This window comes from Halobellus sp. MBLA0158 (genome assembly GCF_041477585.1).
GTDB lineage: Archaea > Halobacteriota > Halobacteria > Halobacteriales > Haloferacaceae > Haloquadratum > Haloquadratum rubicundus.
This window is the reverse complement of the sequence record NZ_JBGNYA010000001.1, coordinates 301,210-322,911: the sequence shown is the minus strand read 5'-3', so window position 1 is coordinate 322,911 and position 21,702 is coordinate 301,210. Positions and strand designations below refer to the sequence as shown.

General features: G+C 69.1%; 23 protein-coding genes. 5 read left to right on the top strand and 18 right to left on the bottom strand.

The window, feature by feature from the left end; all coding sequences use genetic code 11:
* Nucleotides 1-35 precede the first annotated feature (35 nt).
* From OS889_RS01585 to OS889_RS01575, 3 genes are all read left to right on the top strand, one after another.
* Nucleotides 36-404: a VOC family protein gene (locus OS889_RS01585; RefSeq protein WP_372386731.1), complete on the top strand. Its 369-nt coding sequence runs from the start codon at nucleotides 36-38 to the stop codon at nucleotides 402-404.
* A gap of 295 nt (nucleotides 405-699) precedes the next feature.
* Nucleotides 700-900, top strand: a complete 201-nt coding sequence (locus OS889_RS01580; RefSeq protein WP_372386729.1) for a DUF7554 family protein — start codon at nucleotides 700-702, stop codon at nucleotides 898-900.
* A gap of 46 nt (nucleotides 901-946) precedes the next feature.
* Nucleotides 947-1,468, top strand: coding sequence for a 2'-5' RNA ligase family protein (locus OS889_RS01575; protein WP_372386728.1), 522 nt, complete (start codon nucleotides 947-949; stop codon nucleotides 1,466-1,468).
* A gap of 28 nt (nucleotides 1,469-1,496) precedes the next feature.
* Here OS889_RS01575 and OS889_RS01570 read toward each other — a convergent pair whose 3' ends face one another.
* From OS889_RS01570 to OS889_RS01485, 18 genes are all read right to left on the bottom strand, one after another.
* A complete protein-coding gene (locus tag OS889_RS01570) occupies nucleotides 1,497-2,873 on the bottom strand; it encodes a cytochrome P450 (RefSeq protein WP_372391505.1) in 1,377 nt (458 codons plus the stop codon).
* Nucleotides 2,874-2,982: 109 nt separating this feature from the next.
* Nucleotides 2,983-5,160 (bottom strand): ATP-dependent DNA helicase, encoded by a 2,178-nt coding sequence (locus OS889_RS01565; RefSeq protein WP_372386727.1) that lies wholly within the window; start codon nucleotides 5,158-5,160, stop codon nucleotides 2,983-2,985.
* Nucleotides 5,161-5,236: 76 nt separating this feature from the next.
* On the bottom strand, nucleotides 5,237-6,136 hold the full coding sequence (gene argF / locus OS889_RS01560; protein ID WP_372386726.1) for an ornithine carbamoyltransferase: 900 nt from the start codon (nucleotides 6,134-6,136) through the stop codon (nucleotides 5,237-5,239).
* A gap of 5 nt (nucleotides 6,137-6,141) precedes the next feature.
* Nucleotides 6,142-7,365: a [LysW]-lysine hydrolase gene (locus OS889_RS01555; RefSeq protein WP_372386725.1), complete on the bottom strand. Its 1,224-nt coding sequence runs from the start codon at nucleotides 7,363-7,365 to the stop codon at nucleotides 6,142-6,144.
* Complete coding sequence (locus OS889_RS01550) at nucleotides 7,362-8,507, bottom strand: aspartate aminotransferase family protein (protein WP_372386724.1); 1,146 nt, start codon at nucleotides 8,505-8,507, stop codon at nucleotides 7,362-7,364. Before OS889_RS01550 ends, OS889_RS01555 begins: the two co-directional genes overlap by 4 nt.
* Nucleotides 8,504-9,454 carry an acetylglutamate/acetylaminoadipate kinase gene (locus OS889_RS01545; protein ID WP_372386723.1) on the bottom strand — a complete coding sequence of 317 codons (951 nt, stop codon included), beginning with the start codon at nucleotides 9,452-9,454 and terminating at the stop codon, nucleotides 8,504-8,506. Before OS889_RS01545 ends, OS889_RS01550 begins: the two co-directional genes overlap by 4 nt.
* Before the next feature lie 22 nt (nucleotides 9,455-9,476).
* On the bottom strand, nucleotides 9,477-10,520 hold the full coding sequence (gene argC / locus OS889_RS01540; RefSeq protein WP_372386722.1) for an N-acetyl-gamma-glutamyl-phosphate reductase: 1,044 nt from the start codon (nucleotides 10,518-10,520) through the stop codon (nucleotides 9,477-9,479).
* Nucleotides 10,517-11,383 carry a lysine biosynthesis protein LysX gene (gene lysX / locus OS889_RS01535; protein ID WP_372386721.1) on the bottom strand — a complete coding sequence of 289 codons (867 nt, stop codon included), beginning with the start codon at nucleotides 11,381-11,383 and terminating at the stop codon, nucleotides 10,517-10,519. Before lysX ends, argC begins: the two co-directional genes overlap by 4 nt.
* 1 nt (nucleotide 11,384) lies before the next feature.
* A complete protein-coding gene (lysW, locus tag OS889_RS01530) occupies nucleotides 11,385-11,564 on the bottom strand; it encodes a lysine biosynthesis protein LysW (RefSeq protein WP_372386720.1) in 180 nt (59 codons plus the stop codon).
* Nucleotides 11,565-11,796: 232 nt separating this feature from the next.
* Nucleotides 11,797-13,269 (bottom strand): argininosuccinate lyase, encoded by a 1,473-nt coding sequence (gene argH, locus OS889_RS01525; RefSeq protein WP_372386719.1) that lies wholly within the window; start codon nucleotides 13,267-13,269, stop codon nucleotides 11,797-11,799.
* Between the two features lie 6 nt (nucleotides 13,270-13,275).
* Nucleotides 13,276-14,490: an argininosuccinate synthase gene (locus tag OS889_RS01520; protein WP_372386718.1), complete on the bottom strand. Its 1,215-nt coding sequence runs from the start codon at nucleotides 14,488-14,490 to the stop codon at nucleotides 13,276-13,278.
* Between the two features lie 149 nt (nucleotides 14,491-14,639).
* Entirely contained in the window at nucleotides 14,640-14,771 is a 132-nt protein-coding gene (locus tag OS889_RS01515) for a hypothetical protein (RefSeq protein WP_372386717.1), read from the bottom strand.
* 65 nt (nucleotides 14,772-14,836) lie between these two features.
* Nucleotides 14,837-15,538: a DUF429 domain-containing protein gene (locus OS889_RS01510; RefSeq protein WP_372386716.1), complete on the bottom strand. Its 702-nt coding sequence runs from the start codon at nucleotides 15,536-15,538 to the stop codon at nucleotides 14,837-14,839.
* The gene (locus tag OS889_RS01505) at nucleotides 15,535-16,746 is read right to left on the bottom strand and encodes a cation:proton antiporter (RefSeq protein WP_372386715.1); all 1,212 of its coding nucleotides are present in this window, start codon (nucleotides 16,744-16,746) and stop codon (nucleotides 15,535-15,537) included. The genes OS889_RS01510 and OS889_RS01505 overlap by 4 nt, the downstream gene beginning before the upstream one ends.
* Nucleotides 16,746-17,261: a cation:proton antiporter regulatory subunit gene (locus OS889_RS01500; RefSeq protein ID WP_372386714.1), complete on the bottom strand. Its 516-nt coding sequence runs from the start codon at nucleotides 17,259-17,261 to the stop codon at nucleotides 16,746-16,748. Before OS889_RS01500 ends, OS889_RS01505 begins: the two co-directional genes overlap by 1 nt.
* A gap of 62 nt (nucleotides 17,262-17,323) precedes the next feature.
* The gene (locus tag OS889_RS01495) at nucleotides 17,324-17,953 is read right to left on the bottom strand and encodes a dolichol kinase (protein WP_372386713.1); all 630 of its coding nucleotides are present in this window, start codon (nucleotides 17,951-17,953) and stop codon (nucleotides 17,324-17,326) included.
* 2 nt (nucleotides 17,954-17,955) lie between these two features.
* Nucleotides 17,956-19,755: a glycine--tRNA ligase gene (glyS, locus tag OS889_RS01490; protein WP_372386712.1), complete on the bottom strand. Its 1,800-nt coding sequence runs from the start codon at nucleotides 19,753-19,755 to the stop codon at nucleotides 17,956-17,958.
* Nucleotides 19,752-20,600 carry a CBS domain-containing protein gene (locus tag OS889_RS01485; protein ID WP_372386711.1) on the bottom strand — a complete coding sequence of 283 codons (849 nt, stop codon included), beginning with the start codon at nucleotides 20,598-20,600 and terminating at the stop codon, nucleotides 19,752-19,754. Before OS889_RS01485 ends, glyS begins: the two co-directional genes overlap by 4 nt.
* A gap of 367 nt (nucleotides 20,601-20,967) precedes the next feature.
* On the opposite strand from OS889_RS01485, the gene OS889_RS01480 reads away from it, so the two are divergent.
* Together OS889_RS01480 and OS889_RS01475 are read left to right on the top strand one after the other, a co-directional pair.
* Nucleotides 20,968-21,135, top strand: coding sequence for a DUF7556 family protein (locus OS889_RS01480; RefSeq protein WP_372386710.1), 168 nt, complete (start codon nucleotides 20,968-20,970; stop codon nucleotides 21,133-21,135).
* A 112-nt stretch (nucleotides 21,136-21,247) separates the two neighbouring features.
* Nucleotides 21,248-21,595 carry a hypothetical protein gene (locus OS889_RS01475; RefSeq protein WP_372386709.1) on the top strand — a complete coding sequence of 116 codons (348 nt, stop codon included), beginning with the start codon at nucleotides 21,248-21,250 and terminating at the stop codon, nucleotides 21,593-21,595.
* The last annotated feature ends 107 nt before the right edge of the window (nucleotides 21,596-21,702 follow it).

Sequence of the window (21,702 nt, the reverse complement as noted above, 5' to 3'; positions counted from 1 at the left end):
GAATTTATTTATACTACTATCCTCAATAGAAGAGCGTGCTTGGAAAAATCGACCACATCGAGATAGAGGCGAGTGACGCAGACGAGATGGCGGAGTTCCTGAAGAAGCTCGGCTACGAGGAACTGCGTCAGACGGAGCACCACGGTACCTCCTACGAGCTCGAACCCGCCGACGGCGACGGGCCGATCTTCGAGATCCACACCGTCGAGGGCGAGGAGGTCCCCGGCATCAACCACATCGCCTTCGCTCACGACGACGTCGAACAGCTCGCCGACGAACTCCGCGACGCGGGCGTCGAGCGCGTCGTCGATCCCTACTACGTCGAGAAGACCGGCCGGACGATCTGCAACTTCCGCGACCCCGACGGCCGTCGGTTCCAGGCTGTCGACGAAGCGGACGAATAACGCCGATCCGGACCCCGTGGCCGCGCTCGGTCGGGGTACCGATTCCAATTCTATGCTCAAAATAGTAATCTAAACAGATATCATAGCTGCCTGTTTTCTAATCTCGTCATATACGATTTAGTCGCTGAAAATGCCTAATAGCGGCCGTAGTAACGACTAAAGAATAGTACGATAAATTACCTATTTTGAAAATATCTGGATTACTATCGTTACGCTCGACCGCAGCGGCTAAATTCCGCTAAATTCGACCGCAACCATCCGAAGACACTTGATTATCCCCGCCGATGTGACGCCTATGCGTGTTCCGTTGCCCGACGCCGACCGCGCCGAACTGGAGGTCGAATCGCTCCTCAAGATCGTGCTGGTCCTTGTTGTCCTATTGCTCGTCGTGGAGCTAATCGAGAGTTTCGTTGGATTACTCCTAGGACCACTACAACCCCTTCTGGGACTACTCGTTATTGTCCTGATCGTCCTGTGGCTCCTCGATCGGATCTGATCGACCGACCCGACGGCTTCTTGCGCGTCCGCGATCCATACCATCCGTGTTCAGTCTGAACGTCCCGGTTCCCGGACGGATCGCCCGCGTCGCCGGCGACCTCCATCCGGAGCTGACGCGCTTCGAGCGGATCCGCGACCGCCACACGCTCGTCGTCAAGCGCTTCGACACCGGCCTCGACCCCGACGCCCACTCGCTCCCGCGGCTCCGCGAGCGACTGCGCCCGCTACTCCGGGATGCCGCCTCCGGGCCGATCGATCTCCGCATATCCGGGCTGGACTGCTTCGCGGACCCGCCGCGCGGCACCGGGCCGGTGGTCTATCTCGCCGTCGAGAGCCCCGGACTCCACGCGCTGCACCGTCGGCTCTGCGAGGCTTTCGGAACCGTCGAGGAAATCGAGGGCGACGACTACGTCCCGCACGTCACCCTCGCGCGCGGCGGGAGCGTCGAGGACGCCCGCGACCTCGTTCGACGTCGCGAGATCGATCCGATCGCCTGGACCGCCGACGAACTCCGGATCTGGGACTCGCGGCATCGCGAGGACGCGGCGCGGCTCCCGCTGCGGTGACTTCCCGTAAGCGGTTCGGTGGCCCGCCTCACTCCGTCCGGGGCCGGATCCGCATCCCCATCGGCTCGTCGGGGTGCATCGTCAGCGACCCGCGGAGCTCGAAGGGCTCGTCGCGGACGTAGTCCAGTTCGTACTCCTGGGCGACGGTCCCGAGGATCAGCTTCGCCTCCAACAGCGAGAGGTGCTTGCCGATGCAGTGGCGCGGACCGCCCCCGAACGGGAAGTACGCGAACCGCGGGCGTTCGTTCCGGCGCTCGGGGAGCCAGCGGTCGGGGTCGAACGCCTCGGGGTTCCGATACCACCGCCCCGAGCGGTGGACGGCCCACTGGGACAGCATCAGCGCCGACCCCTTCGGGATCCGGTAGCCGCCCAGCCGGACGTCGACCTTCGGTTCGCGGAACAGCGCGTAGACGGGCGGATACAGCCGCATCGACTCCTGGAGCACGCGTTCGAGGTAGTCGAGCTCCCGCGCGTCGGCCGCCGTCGGCGGGTCGCCGCCGCAGACCGCCTCCAGTTCGTCGTGGACTCGCGCCGCCGCCTCGGGGTGTTCCGACAGGAGGTACCACGCGTAGGTCAGCGCCAGCGCCGTGGTGTCGTGGCCGGCGAGCAGCATCGTCATCAGCTCGTCGCGGAGCTGTTCGTCACTCTGCTCGCCGCGATCGCGCGCCCTGAGCAGGATCGACAGCAGGTCCATCGGCTGCCCCTCGTCGCCGACCGCCTCGGCCGCTGGGTCGACTGACGCGTCGCGTTCGGTCCCGCGGCGCTCGGCGACGAGGTCGTCGATGATCGCCTCAAGGGCCCGAACCGAGCGGTGGTACTCCCGGTTCTCTCGCGTCGGCGCCCACTCGGGGACGACGGCGCGGATCGGATCGGGCTCGAAGCGCCGGCCGAGCGGTTCGAGGTGCTCCTGAATCGTCTCGGTCTGGTCCTCGGAGAGTTGGGCGCCGAACATCGCCTCGACGATGACCCTGACGGTCACCCGCGCCATTTCCAACTGAATGTCGCGGACCTCGCCGGCCTCCCAGTCGTCGAGCATCTCGCGGGCGTTGCGGACGATCACCTCGCCCAGGCTGGCGACCCGCTGCGGGCTGAATGCCGGCTGGGCCAACTGCCGCTGTCTCTGCCAGGTCTCGCCCTCGCTCAGGAGGAGGCCGTCGCCGAGCAGCGTGCCGATGGCGTCGTTCTCGACGTCGGTCTTGCCGAACTTCGACGCCTCGGAGACGAGCACTCGCTCGATGTCCGCGGGGTTGGTGAGGAGGTACGTCTCAAGCGGGCCGAGGTCGAACCGGACGACGTCGCCGTAGGCCTCGGTGACGCTCGTGAGGAAGGCGAAGGGGTCGCGGGCGTACTGCCGGCTGTTGCCGAACACGGGCACGCCGGCGGGTCCCGGCGGCTGGGTTCGCATCGGAGGCATCGAGACCTAGTTGGCTTGCAGCGGTATGAGCCGTTCGGCCGTTTCCGGGCACCGTCTCGGGTTTCGTTCCTGTTTCCTCCTCGCAAACGCCCATCTCGCCTCAGGGCGCCGGCGGCTCCCCGTCGTAGGCGTCGAGGTCGGCGTAGAAGTTCAGCATCGCGAACTTCAGTTTCTCGGGGGCCACGTCGAGCAGTTCGGCCCGCTCTCCGGGCGGGAAGCTGTCGCGGACGCCGTACTTCCCCATGTCCGCGCTCCGCTGGGTGTAGCGCTTGTCTACGAGCAGTCGGACGCCGAAGTCCTCGGGCGAGCGGATCACGCGCCCGAGCGCCTGTCGGGTCTTCCGGATCGTCGGGATCTCGACCGCGTAGCGCCAGCCCGCCGACTCGCGGTCGTCGTAGGCGCGGTTATAGGCGTGTTGGATCGCTTCCATCCGCTCGGATAAGTGTGGATACGGCACGCCGACGACCGCGACGGTCCGGGCGTCGTCGCCGTCGAAGCTCACGCCCTCGGCGAGGGTGCCCCACAGCGAGGTGAACAGCGCGGCGTCGTCGCTCCCGACGAACTCCCGGCGGAGCGATTCCGTGTCGACGTCGGAGCCGTCGAGCAGGACTCGCGTCGTCACGTCTTCGCGCGACCGCAGGCGGTCGTGGTAGCGCTCGGCCTCGGCGTAGGAGGGAAAGAAGAAGAGCGCGTTCCCGGGCGTAAAGCGCGTCGCATCCGCCAGGACGTCGGCGACGGCCGACTGGGTCTCGGGGTCGTTCCGCTCGGAGCTGAAGAGCGCCGGTGCCTCGACCGCGAGCGTCCGGCGGCGCTCCTCGGGGTATTCGAGCCCGTAGGCCATCGTCGCCGGATCCGACAGGCCCAGGACGTCCTCGGCGACGTCGAACGGTCGGAGCGTCGCCGACATCAGGATGCTCGCGTGGACCTCCTCGAACAGCGCTTCGGTCACCTCGCGGGGGATGCAGGTGTACAGCTCCGCGCGGCCGTAGATCTCGTCGGTGCCGGCGTCGCGGCGCACCGAGCACATCGGGTGCTGTCCGAGCTTCGCGCCGTCGGCCATCCACGCGGCAATGAACTCCGCGGCCTGGAGGGTCTGGCACTCCGAGCGCGTCGTCGCCTCCCCCTCGCGGTAGGCCTCCTCGTACTCCCGGTCGAGCGCGCGGCCGAGCTGGAGCGCCAGGTCGACCTCCGCGTCGATGCCGCGACCTTCGTAGCGGTCCAGGAAGGAAAGCGTCAGGTCGTCCCGCCGATCTGCGTTGGCGATCGAGAGGTCGTACCAGTCGTCGCAGACCTGCTCGCGCTCGCCGAAGCCGAACGCGTCGTCGTAGGTCTCCCGCAGCGCGCCCAGGAACGCCGAGAGGACGTTCTCGGCGGGCGCCGCGCGGGAGTCGTCGGCGTCTTCCAGTTCCGCGAGCGCTTCTTCCAAGGTGTTCTCGGTCAGCGTCCGACTCGCGTGGTCTCTGGCGGCCGACTCGATGTTGTGGGCCTCGTCGAAGACGGTCACGACCTCCTCGGGCTCGCGGCCGAGCCAGCGGAAGAACTGCTCGCGGATGTTCGGATCCAAGAGGTGGTGGTAGTTGCAGACGACCAGATCGACCGCCTCCATCCCCTCCTTGAGGAGTTCGTACCCGCAGAGCTTCCGCTCGTGGGCGTACTCGTAGATCTCTTCGGGCGTTCGGACGTCGTCGAAGAGCCACTCGAAGAACTCGTCGTTCGACCCGGTGAGGTTGTTGTAGTAGTGCTCGCAGACGTTCCCGTCCCGGAGGTCTTCGAGCTCGGACTCGATCTCGTCGAGTTCGTCGGTGACGGCGCTTCTGGCCTCGCCGGCGCCGTCGGCCCCCTCGCGGATGCGGTCCAAGAGCGCCTCCGCCTGCTCTGAGAGCTCCGCCCGCTCTTCTTCCTTCTCGACGAGCGTCCGGGTGGTGTCGCGGAGGGTCTGACACTCCTGGTACTCGACGTCGATGTGGCACATCGAGGACTTGCCCTTGAACACCACGGCGCGGAGGGGCTCCTCGCGGGTGATCGCGCGGGCGTCCTCGACGAACTGCCGCATCTGCTGGTGGACGTTCGTCGTGATCACGACCGTCTTGTCGGTCCGCCGCGCGTAGTCGAGCGCGGGCACGAGCGCCGAGAGGGTCTTTCCCGTCCCGGGGGCGCCCTCAAGGAGGACGTCGCGCTCGTCGTCCAGCGCCGCGGCGATCTCTTCCATCGCCGAGCGCTGATTCGGGTACGGTTCCTCGTAGGGGAAGAACCGCTCGTACTCGCCGGTCGTGGACACGGTGACTCCTCCGCCCTCCTCGGATTAAAAGGCTCGGTCGACCTCTGAGGGCGATTCCGCGGGTCGCTCTCGGGCCTCAGGCGTCCAGCAGTTCGACGAGCAGGCCCTTCTGGGCGTGCAGGCGGTTCTCGGCCTGGTCCCAGACGAGCGCGCGGTCGGATTCGAGGACGTCGTGAGTGATCTCCTCACCGCGGTGGGCGGGCAGGCAGTGCATCACCTGCGCGTCGGAGTCCGAGAGCAGTTCCTCGTTCACCTGATAGCCCTCGAACGCCGCGAGCTTCTCCTCGCGTTGGTCCTCCTGGCCCATCGAGATCCACACGTCGGTGTAGACCACGTCGGCGTCGGCGACGGCCTCGGCGGGGTCGTCGACGACCGTCGGCGGATGACCGATCGCCTCGGCCTGGTCGAGCACGTCCTCGCTCATCCCGTAGCCGTCGGGCGTCGCGACCGTCAGGTCCAGGCCGACCATCGCCGCGCCGATCACGAACGACTGGCCGACGTTGTTGCCGTCGCCGACCCAGGCGGCCTGGACGTCCTCGAAGCCGCCGAAGGCCTCCTGGATCGTCAGGAGGTCCGCGAGCGTCTGGCACGGGTGGGCGTCGTCGGTGAGGCCGTTGACGACGGGGACGTCCGAGTACTCGGCGATCTCCAGGAGGTCCTCGTGGTCGAACAGCCGCGCCATCACGGCGTCGACGTACCGCGAGAGCACCCGCGAGGTGTCCGACAGCGGCTCGCCGTGGCCCAGTTGGATGTCGTCGGGGCCGAGGAAGATGGCGTGGCCGCCCAACTGCGTCATCCCGGTCTCGAAGGAGATTCTGGTTCGGGTACTGGGCTTCTCGAAGAGCATCCCCAGGGTGTGGTCCGGGAGTTCGGTGTCGTCCTCGCCGGCCTTGATCGCCGCGGCGCGGTCCAGCACCGCGTGCAGTTCGTCCGTCGCGAGGTCGTCGATGTCGAGGAAGTGGTCGGTTTCGAGCATCTCTCTCACTCCTGCAGGCGCTCGCAGACGTCCACGAGGACGTCGATCGAGCTGTCGTACTCCGCGAGGTCGAGGTGTTCGTTCGGGGCGTGATCCAGATCGGAGTCACCCGGGCCGTAGGTCGCCATCGGGCAGTCCCACGCGCCGGCGTAGATGTTCATGTCGCTGGTGCCGGTCTTCCTGAGCAGTCTCGGCTCGCCGCCGGCCCCGCGGATCGCGACGCGGAACGCGCGGCCGACCTCGGTGCGCGGGCTCGTCATCACGGGCGGGATGGGCTTTTCCCAGTGGACGCTTCCCCTGGTGAGTTCGCCCTCCGCGACCTCCCGGATGTCGTCGATGGTGAACTTCGGGGGCACGCGGAACTGGACGTCGACGGTCGCCTCGACCGCGAGGCCGTCCTCCGTCGGGCCGCCGTCGAAGCTCACGGGCTTTGTCGTCACCGTGTCGAAGACGCCGTCGGACTCGTCCTCGTCGAAGAAGTCCGCGACGCTGGACCACCAGTTCACCGCCGACTGGATGGCGTTGTCCTCGGGGCGCGAGGAGTGGCCGAGTTCGCTCGTCGAGACGTACGTGCCCGCGAGGAAGCCGCGGTACCCGAGGGTGATGCCGTCCCAGCCCGAGGGCTCGCCGTTGATCACCGCCTCGGGCGCCTCGCGGTCCTCGACGAGGTGCCACGCGCCGGTGGAACTGGTCTCCTCCTGGACGACGCCGACGAAGGAGACGCCTGTCTCGACGGCCGCGACGGCCATCGCCGCCAGCGGCCCGGTCGCGTCGACGGTCCCGCGACCCCAGAGCACGCCGTTTTCGATCCGCACGGGCACGTCGCCCGGCACGGTGTCGATGTGCGAGGTCAGGAGGACCGAGTCGTCGGCGGGCGCGCGCACGTTGCCGACCTCGTCGATCCACACCTCGCGGTCGTGGGCCTCGAAGAACGCCTTCAGCCGCTCGGCCGCGGCGGCCTCCTGGCCGGACGGCGAGGGGATCGAGACCAGATCCGCGAGCAGGGTCTGGGCCTCGTTCAGCCCCTCGGTGAGCCCCGGCTCGACGTCGAAGACGTCGTGGTCGGTCGCGGTGAACGCCGTGCCGCCGTCGCCCGCGACGTCGACGCTGTCGGGGTCGAACTCGACGAGCTCGGTCGGGTCGGCGTCCGTCGGATCGGATTCGGCCGCGGCCGGTTCGGCCTTCGACTCCATCTCGTCGAGGTCGTCGGGATCGAGTTCGAGGCTCATCCGAGCACCTCCACGAGCGAGTCGACGAACTGGTCGGCGTGGCTCTCGTCGATCGTGAGCGGCGGGAGCAGCCGGACGACCGTCCGGCCCGCCGGCAGCGCGAGCACCTGCTCGGAGAGCGCGAGGTTCTTCAGCACGCGGTTTGCCCCCCGCTTCACCTGGATCCCGATCATCAGGCCGACGCCGCGGACCTCCCTGACGGGGAGGTCGTGTTCGTCGACCGCAGCCTCGATCTCGCTCCGGAGGTACTCGCCGACGCGCGCGGCGTTGCCGGGCACGTCTTCGTCGACGATCGTCTCCAGGGTCGCGTTGGCCGCGGCGGCGACGACCGGCCCGCCGGAGAACGTCGAGCCGTGGTCGCCGGGCTCCTCGGCGATCCAGTCCTGCACGAGGGTCGCGCCGAGCGGGAGCCCGTTGGCGATCCCCTTCGCGGAGGTGAGGATGTCGGGCTCGACGCCGACGCCGACGCCCTCGCAGGCCCAGAGGTCGCCGGTCCGGCCGACGCCCGTCTGGATCTCGTCGAAGACGAGCGCCGCGCCCGCGTCCTCGGTCACCTCGCGGGCGCGTTCGAGATATTCCGCGGAGGCGGGATGGATCCCGCCCTCGCCCTGGATCGGCTCCAAGAAGAGCGCCGCCGTCTCCTCGTCGACCGCCTCGGCGAGGGCCTCGCTGTCGCCGTAGGGGACGAACTCCACGCCGCCGGCAAGCGGCTCGAACGGCGCCTTGTACTTGTCCTTCCAGGTCAAAGCGAGCGACCCCAGCGTCCGGCCGTGGAAGCCGCGCTTCGTCGCGACGATCTTCGAGCGCCCCGTCGCCGAGCGGGCGAACTTCATCGCCGCCTCGTTGGCCTCGGTCCCGGAGTTACAGAGCCAGACGTTGTCGGCGTCGCCCGGCCCCAGCGCGGCCAGTTTCTCGTAGAGGTCGGTCCGCGCTTCGACCGGGTAGGAGGCCTGCACGTAGGTCAGTTTCTCGGCCTGCGCCTGGACGGCCTCTGTCACCGCGGGGTGGGCGTGGCCGAGCGCGGCGACGGCGTAGGAGGCGCCGAAGTCGAGGTACTCGGTGCCGTCGGGGCTGTAGAGGTACGCGCCCTCGCCGGACTCGATCTGGATCGGCTTCTCGGAGAAGACGAAGCCGCCGCTCATCCGTCCACCTCCTCGCCGTCTGCGACCGCGCTCGCCTCGATGTGGGTGCCGGTCCCGCCGAGTGCGGCCAGGATCGGATCGTCGGCGTTCGCGTCCGCGACGATCACGGTCGTCGCCCCGCCGTCGAGCGCCTCTTTGGCTGCCATCACTTTCTTGGTCATAAACCCTTCCGCAGCGTCCTTTAGCGCGTCGAATTCCGCCGGGGTCGCGACCGACCCGATCAGCGTCGATTCGTCGTCGGGGTCGCGGTAGACGCCGGCGACGTCGGTGAGGACGACCAGTTCGGCCCCGAGCGCGCCCGCGACGGCCGCGGCGGCCCGGTCGGCGTCGGCGTTGACCGCGACGCCGTCGTCTGCCAGCATCGGCACGGTGACGACCGGCGTGTGGCCCTCTTTCAACAAGAGTTCGAGCAGGTCGGCGTTCACGTCGGTGATCTTCCCCGAGTGGTCGCCGCGCTTGATCTTCTTCTTGCCGTCCTCGATCACGCGCACCGCGGACTTCCGCGGGCCCGAAAGCAGGCCGCCGTCGACGCCCGAGAGACCGACGGCGTCGACGCCCGCGTTCCGCAGGGTGACGGTGAGGTCGGTGTTCAGTTTACCGGGCATCACCATCGTGAACACCTCCATCGTGCGCTCGTCGGTGAAGCGCCCGACGACGCCGCCGGGCGTCTCGACGTAGGTGGGCTCCTCGCCGAGTTCTTCGAGCGTGTCGTCGACGGCGGTCGAGCCGCCGTGGACGACGACGACCTCCCGTCCCTCGGCGACGAGGTCCGCGACGTCCTCGACCGCGCCCGCGGGATCGACCGCGCGGGCGCCGCCCACCTTCACGACGACCGGCGGCTTCCCGTCGCCGCGCTCGCCCCCGTCGGCTCGGACTCGCGGATCCGCGTCGTCCTCGGGCATCTGGCGCGCGGCGCGTGCGTCGTGTGGTGTGGTATCGTACGTCATCGTGAGGTGGAGTCGCGTGCGGTCAGGGCGCGCCGACGGGGTGGAGGCCGGCGAACTCCAGTCCCGCGGTCTCGTCGAGGCCGAGCGCGACGTTCGCGGCGTGGACGGCCTGTCCGGCCGAGCCCTTCATCATGTTGTCGATCGCCGAGAAGACGACCAGTCTCCGATTGCCGGGATCGACCTCGAAGCCGACCTCTCCAAAATTGGTCCCGGCGACGGCCTTCGGCTCGGGGTAGCGGTAGACGCCGCCCCCGCCGGCGACGGTCCGCATAAACGGCTCGTCGGCGTAGGCGTCGCGGTAGGCGCTCCAGAGGTCGCCCTTCGAGACCGGCCGATCGGGAAAGAGGTGGCAGGTCGCGCTCGCGCCGCGGGTCATATCGACCGCGTGGACGGTGAACGAGACCGATAATCCAAGAAACTCCTCGATCTCGGCCTCGTGGCGGTGGCCCGTCGGCGCGTAGGGGCGGACGATGCCCGAGCGCTCGGGGTGGCTGGAGGCGTCGCCGCCGCCGGCGCCGCCCTCCGAGGAGCCGACCTTCACGTCGACGACGGCCTGCTCGTCGCCTTCGAGGATCCCGGCATCGAACAATGGCTTCAGCCCCAGGATCGTCGCGGTGGCGTTGCAGCCGCCGGAGGCGATCAGGCTCGCGCCGGGGAGATTTTCTCTATTGATCTCGGGCAGCGCGTACTCGGCCTCCTCTAAGTACTCGGGACAGACGTGGCCGTCGTACCACTCGTCGTACTGTTCTTCGGTACTCAGGCGGAAGTCCGCCGAGAGGTCGACGACGGTGTCCGCGGCCTCCTGAAACCGGTCGATGTGCTCCATCGAGACGCCGTGGGGCGTCGCCGCGAACAGCACGTCCACGGATTCGAGGTCCTCGGGAGAGGTAAAGCGGAGGTCCATCTCCCGGAGGTTCGGGTGGACGTGGCCCACGGTCTTGCGCTCCTTCGATCTGCTCGTCGCCTGGACGACGTCGAAGTCGGGGTGCTGATAGAGGAGCCGCAGGAGCTCGCCGCCGGTGAAGCCCGAGCCGCCGACGACGGCGGCGGTGTAGTGCTCGCTCATACGCTCGCCTCGGTCTCCGTCGCCACCTTGTTTTCGATCCAGTCGACCACTTCGGCGGGGACGTCGACGTCGACGGCGTCGTTGAGCGCCTTGAATTCCACTGTGTGATTGACCTCGTGGACGGTGTAATCCTCGCCTGTCTCCATCAGGTCGACGCCGAGCAGACCGCCGCCGACGGCGTCGGACGCGTCGGCGACGAGTTCGCGGACGCGGTCGTCGACCTCGAAGGCCGCGACCTCGCCGCCCTTGGCGGCGTTGGTGAGCCAGTGATCCGACGAGCGCGTCATCGCGGCGACGGGCTCGCCGTCGACGGCCACGACGCGGATATCACGGCCGGGCTTCTCGACGAACTCCTGGACGTAGAACACCTTGTGCTGGTAGTGGCCCAGCGTCGCCTTGTGTTCGAGGATGGCCTCGGCGGCCGAGCGGGACTCGACCTTCGCCATCAGCCGCCCCCACGAGCCCACGACGGGCTTGATCACGCAGGGGTAGCCGAACTTCTCGATCGTCTCCAGGGCGCTGTCGGTCGTGAACGCGACCTCCGTGTTCGGCGTCGGGACGCCGGCGTCCTCCAGCGCTAAGCTGTTTTTCACCTTGTCGGCACAGACGTCGGCGGTCTCGGCCGAGTTGATGACGGGCACGTCGTAGGCGTCGAGGAACTGCGTGATGTAGACGCTCCGGCTCGTCGCCAGACAGCGGTCGACGACGACGTCCACGTCCGCGAAGACGTCGGGCGCTTCCGAGACGTTGAACTGCTCCTTCCGGACGTCGATCTTCTCGATCTCGTGGTCGCGGTCGCGGAGCTCCCCCAGGAGGAGCTTCTCGTCTTTCCGGATCCGGGAGTAGAGCAGCCCAACCTTCATCTCACTCGCCCCAGTCCTCTTCGAGTTCCGGGGCTTCTTCGAGCGTGATCGGGTCGACGGAGACGACTTCCAGTTCGGCGCCGGTCGCCGGGCTGTCGACGATCTCGCCGACCTCGACGTCGGCGGGGATCTCGATCTCCTCTCCGGTAAGCGGGTCTTCTGCGGTGACGGTTTCTGCCATACCCGTCGGTCGGCGTGGAAGCGACTTAAACCCATCGAAGTTATCGGATAAATTACCTGAACGGCGATACTACTAACGGCGTGAAACAGTCGATCAGTCCGCCCGTGTGAAATCTATGTCTGATTTCATATGTTATCGTCCCCGGGAGGGGGACCGTCGCGATCGACGCCCGCGCGGCGGGTCCGGCGGCCCCCGCGACGCGCGGCCGTCGGCGCGCGGCTCGGGTCGCGCGTCAGACATAGCCGGCCACCTCCGCCTCCAGCGTCGACGCCGCTTTGTCGAGCGCGTCGCGGCGCTCGGCGATCGCGGCCGAGTCCGCGGCGCGGCGCTCCTCGGCGGCGTCGAGCTGGCGGGCCACCGCCTCGGGGGCGGGGCCGCCGACGGAGTCCCGGCTCGTCACGCTCTCTCCGGGATCGAGCACGGCCTCGACATCCGCCCGGTCCACGTACTCGAAGAGGGAGTCGCCGAGTACGTCGGCTGCGACCTCGTCAAGTGTTGCGACGTCGGGTGTCTCGCCGCCGGCGCGCTCGGCCGCCTCGGCGAGCACCTCGTGGGCGGTGCGGAACGGCACGCCCGCCATCGCGAGCGCGTCGGCGACGCCGGTCGCCGTCGAGAAGCCCGCGCCCGCCTCCGCGGCGAGCGTCTCGACGGGCCAGTCGGCGGTCGCGACCGCGCCCGCGGCGACTGCCGTCGCCTCCGAGACGGCGTCGACGGTCTCCCAGGCGTGCGGCGTCGCGCGCTGGAGATCGCGGTTGTACGCCCGCGGCAGCCCCTTCAGCGTCGTCAGCAGGCCGGTCAGGTCGCCGACGGCGTCGCCCGCGACCGCGCGGACGAGTTCGAGCGTGTCGGGGTTGACCTTCTGCGGCATGATCGACGACGTCGAGGAGTAGTCGTCCGCGAGGTCGACGAAGCCCTTGTTCGCGAAGATCACCAGGTCCTCGGCGAGCCCCGACAGCGTTACCGCGTGCGTCGCGAGCGCGCTGGTCGCCTCTGCGAGGAAGTCCCTCCCCGCCGAGGCGTCCATCGAGTTCTCGACGATCCCGTCGAAGCCGAGCAGCGCCGCGGTCCGCTCCCTGTCGATATCGAACGGCGTCCCCGCGAACGCCGCCGCGCCGAGCGGCGAGCGGTTCGTCCGGTCGTAGGCGTCGAGCAGCCGCGCCGTGTCGCGGGCGACCGCGGACTCGTAGGAGAGGAGGAAGTGCGCGAGGGTCGTGGGCTGGGCCGGCTGGAGGTGTGTGTAGCCCGGCATCACGGTGTCGACGTGCTCCTCGGCGACCTCGACGAGCGCCTCGCGCAGCGCGACGGTGCCCTCGGCCGCGTCGAGCAGGTCCTCGCGCAGGCGGTGGCGGATGCAGGCGGCGACCTCGTCGTTGCGGCTCCGGGCGGTGTGCATCTTTCCGCCGTCCGGGCCGATGTGGTCGACGACGGCCGTCTCGATCGCCTCGTGGACGTCCTCGCCGTCGGGGAGCGCGCCGTGGCCCGCAGCCTCGACTTCCTCCAACGCGGCGAGGATCTCGCCCGCGACGTCGAATTCGATTATGCCCTGCTCGGCGAGCATCACCACGTGCGCGCGGTCGACCGCGAGGTCGGCTTGGAAGATGCGCTCGTCGGCCGCGAGGCTGGACAGAAATCCGCGGGCGGGGCCGCCGCTGAAGCGGTCCCGCCGGACCACGCTCGCGTCGTCCGGTCCCTCGCCCTCGGTCATCGTCGCTTACTCCCAGTCGCCTTCGTCGTCGCCTTCCGCGGCCTCGGTCGCGGCGTTGGCGAGGCGCGACTGGAAGCCGTGGTACTTCGCGACGCCCGTGGCGTCCTGCTGGGTGATGTCGCCGACGCCGGAGGTGTTGAACGAGGCGGCGTCCTCGGAGTAGACCGCGTAGCCGGACTCGCGGCCGACCGCGCGGGCCTGGCCGCCCTCGAACTTCACGGTCACGGTGCCGGTCACGCGCGACTGGGTCTCGTCGATGAAGCCCTCCAGCGCGCCGACGAGCGGGTGCTCGACGAGGCCCTCGTAGCCCTTCTGGGCCCACTCGTCGTCGATGGAGCGCTTGAAGTCGCGCTCGTCCTTCGTGAGCACCAGTTGCTCTAGGGCCTCGTGGGCGGTGAGAAGCGTCGTCGCCGCCGGGTGCTCGTAGTTCTCGCGGACCTTCAGCCCGAGCATCCGGTCTTCCATCATATCCGTGCGGCCGACGCCGTGCTTGCCCGCTTGGGCGTTCAGCTGCTCGATGAGTTCGACGGGTGAGAGCTCCTCGCCGTCGAGCGCGACGGGGTAGCCGTCCTCGAACTCGATCTCCACTAGTTCGGTCTCGGTGTTCGTCGCGGGGTCCTGGGTCCACTCGTAGATGTCCTCCGGCGGCACGTAGCTGGGGTCTTCCAGCTGGCCGCCCTCGACCGAGCGGCTCCAGAGGTTGGTGTCGATCGACCAGACACCGGAGTTGCCGGACTGGACGGGGAGATCGTGCTCTTCGGCGTACTCCTGTTCCCACTCGCGGGTGAGTTCCATCTCGCGGACGGGCGCGACGACGTCGAGGTCGGAGGCGCGCCAGACGACCTCGAAGCGGAGCTGGTCGTTGCCCTTGCCGGTGCAGCCGTGCGCGAGCGCGTCACAGCCCTCCTCCTCGGCGACTTCGAGGATGGCGTTCGCGATGACTGGCCGCGCCAGCGCGGTCCCGAGGGGGTAGCCCTGGTAGGTCGCGTTCGCGCGCACCGAGTCGAAGCAGAGCTCGGCGAACTCCTCTTTCGCGTCGACGACGTGCAGGTCCAGGCCGTGGGCGTCCGCCGTCTCCTGTGCCTCCTCGAACTCCGATTCGGGCTGGCCGACGTCGACCGTGACGCCGACGACCTCGTCGTAGCCGTACTCCTCCTGCAGGAGCGACACGCACACCGTGGTGTCGAGCCCGCCGGAGAACGCGAGTGCCACGCTTGTCATTATACCTCCGAATCAGTCGCTCTCGTGTATAAATTACACGGTTTAGAGTTCAGAAATTAAACCACAGCAATGCCTGTAACCGGACCGAAAAGACGCTTGTCGCTTCCGGGTCGGATCGACGGGACGTGGAAAGGAGAGGAGTGGTGGGCCTAGGCGGCCCGTCGTCGTCGGCGTCGCGCGCCGGCGTCGACGTCGGCGGCGATCGGCGCGTGGGGCGCCGAGACGGCCGTAGCGGCGGCTCTCGGGAGAACGCGAGCGAGCGTCCGAGAGCGCCCTGTCATCGTCGGTATACAGTTCAGCCGTCGCACTAAACGTTTTCGGGACGCGTCGGCGCCGACGCGGGCGTTCACGGGCCTCGGACCGCGAACCCGAGGTAGTAGATCCGCGGCTCGTCGCCGTCGGGGTCCGGCGGCGCGGTCGAGAGCGACGGCGCCGCGGCGGCGACCGCGAGCACCATCGCGTCGAGGACGTCGTCGCGGCCGACCGCGCTCCGCGGGTATCGCTCCAGCGCGTCCGCGTACGCCGCTTCCGCGCCCTCGACCGCGTCGCTCAGGAGCGCGCGCCGGAGCCGACGCCCGCGCTCGCCGGACTTCGCGTAGGCGATCGGCTGCCCGTTCAGCCCGGCGAAACAGAGCTCCGGGTGGGCCTCCCGGATCCGGCCGTCGTAGCCGTCGCCCGCGACCTCGGCGATCTCCCGGATCTCCTCCCGGATGTGAAACGCCTGCCGGGAGAGTCCGTAGCCCACGTCCGCGCGGTGGGCGTCGCTGGCGGCGTCGTAGTCGTCGCGCTCGACCGCGCGCTCGCTCGGCGGGTAGAAGACGGAGATGCCGCGACACCCCAGCAGGTCGCTTGCGACCTCGTCGCAGCGGCGTCGACTCCCCGCCGGCAGTCCGATCGGGATGTCGACGAGGATCCGCCCCTCGGGGTAGGCCTCGGCGACCGACGCGAACGACTCGTGCGTCTCGACGCGGAGGCCGTCGGCGTCGCGGACGCTCGCGACCCAGCCGGCGGGGCAGGCGTCGACGCCGACGGCGGGTCCATCGCTCATCGCGAGGCCCCGTCGACCGGCCGGATCCGGCCGACGATCGTCTCGACGACGTCCGAGCGCTGCATCAGGACCGTCCCGAGCCCGCTCATCACGAGCACGTAGCCCACCGCGAGCGCGGGGATCGTCTCCTGTAGGACCGGCGTCGACCCGCTCGCGGCCAGGGCGGCGATGACGAGCGAGAACTCCCCGCGGGGGACCAGCCCGACGCCGACCCGGAGCGAGCGCCGCTCGGAGAGCCCGTACGCCTGGCCCCCGAAGTAGCCCGAGAGGACCTTCGCGGGCGTCGTCAGGACGACCGCCGCGACGAGCGGGACGGCGACGGTCGCGAGCGTCAGCGGGTCGGTGCCGACGCCGATCCAGAAGAAGAAGACCGCCGCGAAGACGTCGCGGACCGGCGTGAGGAGCTGTTCGATCCGCTCGCGGTGGCCGCTCGTCGAGAAGCCCATCCCGACGAAGAAGGCCGCGACGGCCTCGCTCACGCCCAGCGCCAGCGCGACGCCGGCGACGGGGACGACGACCGCGAGCGTCCGGAGCACGAACGCCTCCGTCTCGGGGACGTCGAGCACGCGGGCGAAGAACGCCGTCCCGTACTGGACGGCGACGAGCAGCAGCCCCAGGAAGCCGAAGGCGATCGCCAGCGAGCGGGCGACGCCGCCCAGGCCGCCGGCGCCCCCGCCACCACCGAGGACGAGCGAGGTGACGACCGCGAGGTAGACCGCGATGAAGAGGTCCTCGAAGACCAGCGTGCCGAGGATCGGCTCGGCCTCCTCGTTGGCGATCCACCCGAGGTCGATGAGCGTCTTCGTGACGATCGCCGACGAGGAGATGTAGACGATGCCGCCGAGGAGCAGCGCCTCCACGACCGACCACCCGAGCGCGAGCCCCAGCGCGATCCCCAGCGGGAGATTGATCGCGACGTCGATCACGCCCGCGCGGGTGATCGCAGAGCGCGACGCCAACAGCCGATCGAGGCTGAACTCCAGCCCCAGAAAGAAGAGGAGCAGGACGATCCCGACCTCGGCCAGGACCGTGAGCAGTTCGCCGTTCGGGACGTACGGAACCCCGAGCCGACCGGCGACGAACGGCCCGGCGGCCATCCCGCCGACGACGTAGAGCGGGATGACAGAGAGGCCGATCCGGAGCGCGACGGCGCCGGCGACCGCGAGGACGACGAACAGTTCGCCGAGTTCGAGGAGTCCGGCGGCCATTATCCGCCGTCCGGGCCGTCGTCGCTCTCGGCGCCGTCTATCACTTGCGACTCGAACGCCTTGTAGGCCTCGCGGCTCCCGACGACGACGAGCGTGTCGCCCGCCTCGATCGTGGTGTCGCTGCCGGGAGACGGCATCACCGCGTCGCCGCGCTCGATGGCGACGACCGACGCGCCCGTCTCCTGTCGGAGGTCGGCCTCGCCGAGGGTCTGGCCCGCGACCGGCGAGTCGGCGTCGATTTCGACCCACTCCAAGAGCGTGTCGCCGCCGAGCAGCGTCTCGACGCTCTTCGACTCGACGGGCTGGAAGTACGCGCCTTCGAGGATCGTGCCCACCTGGCGCGCCAGGTCGTCGGGGAGCTCGAAGAGCTTCTCGGAGTCGGCGTCGGGGGTCGGCCGCTGGAACACCTCGCGCCGCCCCTCGTTGTGGGTCACGACGACGAGCTGTGAGCCGTCCGGCAGGTCGATCTCGTGCTTCTTTCCGACGCCAGGGAGGTCGCTCTCGTAGACGGTCACGCTCCCCGGTTCGGCCCTGCGGTACAAAAATCGCCCTGTGAGCGGCGCCGGGCCCGAGACCCTCATCCGACGACGGGCGCCGCGCCAGCGACCGCCAGCACGACCCCGCCCGCGACGGCCGCGACCGGCGGGATCGAGAGATTGTCGTCGACGACGTAGCCCGCGATGACGGGCTTGAAGCCGTCCGCGAGAGTGGCAGCGAGCGCGGCCGCGACCGACGCCGCGCCGCCGGCGACGGCGCCCGCGACGGGGACGAGGAACGGCGCCGACACGAGGAGACAGACCAGGAACATCGCGCCGAGCGTCTCGACGCGCTTTGCCTCGTCGGCCTCGCGCGTCGTGCCGAGCAGCCCCGAGATCGGGTCGCCGATCGTCAGCATCAGCGCCGCCGGCACGGCCAGGTGCGGCGCGAAGACGAGCGCGACGGCGGTGATGCTGAACATATACAGCGCGTAGCCCGCGACGTTCGTCTCCTCGTACGGGCGGGTGAGCCGGTCGTAGATCGCCCAGTCGAGGCCGACGAAGAGGCGAAGCGTCTCCAGGACGGCCGCGACCGCGGCGGCAAAGAGCATCAGCCGGCCGAACTGCGCCCACGTCACGACGCTGAAGACGTACAGCAGCACCAGTCCCGTCCCGCTCGCGTGGACGAGTCGCCGCTGCAGTTCGGCTGTCGAGACGCGGGCGAGCGCCATCGTTACCCGTCGGCGCCCGGCGCGACGAGCTCGTAGGCGTCGACCAGGTCGTCGAACGGCCGGTCGCCGCTCTCGACCGCCCGCAGTTCGTCGACGAGGTCCGAAACGGGGACGCGGACCTGCCGCGCGGTGTCGCGCTCGCGGATCGTGACGGTGTCGGGGCCGTCGCCTTCGAGCCCGTCGCGGTCGACGGTGACGCAGAACGGCGTGCCGACCTCGTCCTGGCGGCGGTAGCGGCGGCCGATGCTGCCGGAGTCGTCGTAGACGACGCTGAAGCCCGCGGTTCGAAGGTCGTCGACGATCCCCTCGGCGCGCTCGACGAGCCGCTCGACGTTCGAGACGAGCGGGAAGACGCCGACGTCGGTCGGCGCGACCTCCGGCGAGAGCGACAGGAAGCTCCGCGCCTCGCCGTCGACCTCGTCGCGCTCGTAGGCGTGCGCGAGCAGGGTGTACACCGTCCGGTCGACGCCGAACGACGGCTCGATCACGTGCGGCGTGATGTGCTCGCCGGAGACGGTCCGTTCTTCGATGCGGAAGTTCGCCACGTCGGCGTCGACCTCGTGGGTCTCGCCGTCGACCTCGACCTCGACGACGTCGCCCTCGAACGCCGAGGGATCGCGCTCGGCGAGGTCTTCGAGCGCCGCCTTCACGTCGCCGGCGGCGCCGCCGAACTCGGGGCCGAGGACGCTCATGTCGGGCTCGACGACGGCCTCTTCGACCTCCTTCGGCTCGTCGAACTGCCGGAAGATCGTGAACTCGTCGTCGCCGTACTCGTCGTGCTTCGAGAGGTCGTAATCGCCCCGGTAGGCGAAGCCGGCGATCTCGATCCAGTCGCCGTCGACCTCGCTCTCGGCGTCCCAGCAGTCCGCGGCGTAGTGGGCGCGCTCGCCGGGGAGGTGCTGGCGGAAGCGGAAGCGGTCCATATCCACGCCGATCCGCTCGTACCACTCCTGGGCGACGCCGAGGAAGTAGCCGACCCACGCGTCGCCGACGATGCCCTCCTCGACCGCCGCGCCGACCGTCGTCTCGACGTAGCCGCCGTCGTCTTGCTCCTGCTCGGTCGCGGGGTAGAGCGTCACCTCGACGTCTTTCACCGACTCCAGATCGGGCTCGTCGCGCTCGGGGTCGACGAACTGCTCCAGCTCCGCCTGGGTGAACTCCCGGGTGCGGACGATGCTCTTCCGCGGCGAGATCTCGTTCCGGTAGGCCCGCCCGATCTGGGTCACGCCGAACGGGAGGCTGTTGCGCGCGTACTCCTTGATCCGCGGGAACTCCACGAAGATGCCCTGAGCGGTCTCGGGCCGGAGGTACCCCGGCGTCGACGACCCGGGACCGATGTTCGTCTCGAACATCAGATTGAAGTCGTCGACCGGCTCGCCCGCGAGGTGCGCGCCGCAGGCGGGACACTGGATCTCGTGTTCTTCGATCAGGTCTTCGACCTCGGGGATGGGCAGCGTCTCGGCCTCCTCGATGCCCGTCTCGTCCTCGATGAGGTGGTCCGCGCGGTGGGACTCGCCGCACTGGGGACATTCCACGAGCATGTCGTCGAAGCCGTCGAGGTGGCCCGAGGCCTCGAAGACGGGCTCGGGCATGATCGTCGGCGCCTCGACCTCGAAGTTGCCCTCCTGGACGGTGAAGCGCTCGCGCCAGGCGTCCTCGACGTTCGACTTCAGCGACGCGCCCTGCGGCCCGAACGTGTAGAAGCCCGCCGCGCCGCCGTAGGCGCCGCTCGCGCCGAAGAAGTAGCCGCGGCGCTTGGCCAGTTCCGCGAGCCGTTCGCCCTCGGTTTCCTCCTGACTCATTCCAGCGCCTCCAGCAGGTCGATGTCGCGGACGATGCCGACGAGCTGGTCGCCCGTCACGAGCGGGATCTGCTCGATGTCTTCTGTGATCATCGCCTGGGCCACCTCGACGGCGGGCTTGCTCTTCGGGACGGTCACGAGGTCGCCGGACATGAACGTCGAGACGGGCTCGGCCGGGATCTCGACGTTCCGGGTCGGGATGTAGCGGTTGCCGACGGCCTTGATCCCCTCCCACATCCACTCGTCGTCCTGGCCGGCCACGGAGTCGCCGGTGTCGTCTTCGCCCTCGACGACGCGGGCGACCTCGATGATGTCGACCTCGGTGAGGATGCCGGCCATCGATCCCTCGTCGTCGAGACAGACCGCGTAGGGGACGTTCGCGTAGTAGAGCTCGCGCTCGGCGACCGGCAGCGGCGTCTCCGTGTAGGTCGTGTTGACGTCGCGGGTGGCGATCTCGCCGGCGGTGACGTCCAGGTCGACCTCTCCGCGCGCGATCGCGTGGACGACGTCGGTGACGGTGATGATGCCCTCAAGCACGCCGTCGACGACGGGGACGCGCCGCGTCCCGCTGTCGAACATCAGGCGCGCCGCCTCGACGACGCTCGCGTCGGCCGTGACGGTCGGGACGTCCCGCATCAGGACCGCGAGCTGGTCCTCGTCGGGGCGTTCGATCAGTTCCTCGCGGGAGACGAGCCCTCTGTACTCCTCGCCCTCGTCGGTCCGCTTGACGACCGGGACCGAAGAGAAGCCGCGCTCCTGGAGATACTCCAGCACGTCGTCGCGAGTCCCCGGGAGTTCTACGACCACCACGTCCTCGCGGGGAGTCATCGCGTCGGCAACGTTCATACGGCGCCTTACTGCGCCACACCTCTTGTACTCTTTGAAGCCCCGTTCGCTCCGCGTGTCGGCCCGTCGCCCCCGTTTCGCGGCGCGTCCGCCCGCCCCGAAGCGGTCTCGTGTCGCGTCGCCCTCGCCGCCGGCCGCCCGACCCGCGACCCGTCCCGCGTCTGGGAGCGATTGCCACGACATAGCATCTCACGGACTATTCCATATCAGAACGACGAATTTATCCGCGCAAAGCAAATCATTCGTGGGTAAGTACGATGGATTACCGCTCATCTGTGTCGTTACTCGCGACGAAATATACATATTCGTGTGATACTCGCGCCATCGATTCGACGGGTTTATGTATGGCTGAGACACATTCACAAACATGACGCCGAATGCGACGGCCGTGTCCGACGCGTCGCGCGCCGAGGTGATGGCCTCGGTGGACTCCACCCCCGCTCAGTCGGAGTTCATTATCGCGGACATCTCCCGCGACGATGCGTGGCTCTCGATGCGAGTATCGGAGGCGCCGTCGCTCGACGAGTGGGCCTGATCGGACGGTCCTGCTCATCCGGATCCGCATTCTTCGGTCGCGTCCCGCCGCGTAGCGACCGCGCTCGGGACCGTCCACAACGTTGAACACCGCCGACGGGCACGCTCTCCCCGTGGACAGACATCTCGCCCTCGGGCTCGCGGTCGGCGTCGCGGTCGGCGCGGCGCTCTACGTCCTGCTCGTGCCCGATTGGTTCGTCGCGGTCGGGACGGCGGCCGTCTACGCCGGGGCCGCGTACTTCGCCCTCGCCACCGACGCCTCCCTGCTCGGCGAGTGGCTCCGGTTCGACGACCGGGCCGACCGCCTCGGCCGCGCCGTGGGCCTGTTCGGCCTGAGCGTGAGCCCGCTCGCCTTCGCATCGTACTACGGCGGCCGGTCGGCCGCGTTCGCCCTCGTGGTCTGGTTTATGGGCGTGCTGGCCTTCCTGCTGTTGGCCGCGAAGGCGAGCGAGTCACGGTAGCGCCGCTCACAGCGCATCGAGCACCGCGTCGACGACGACGCCGGCGACTTCGATCCCGGCCGATTTCGCCCGATCGACGAGACCGGCGTCGTCATCGTCACCCTCTC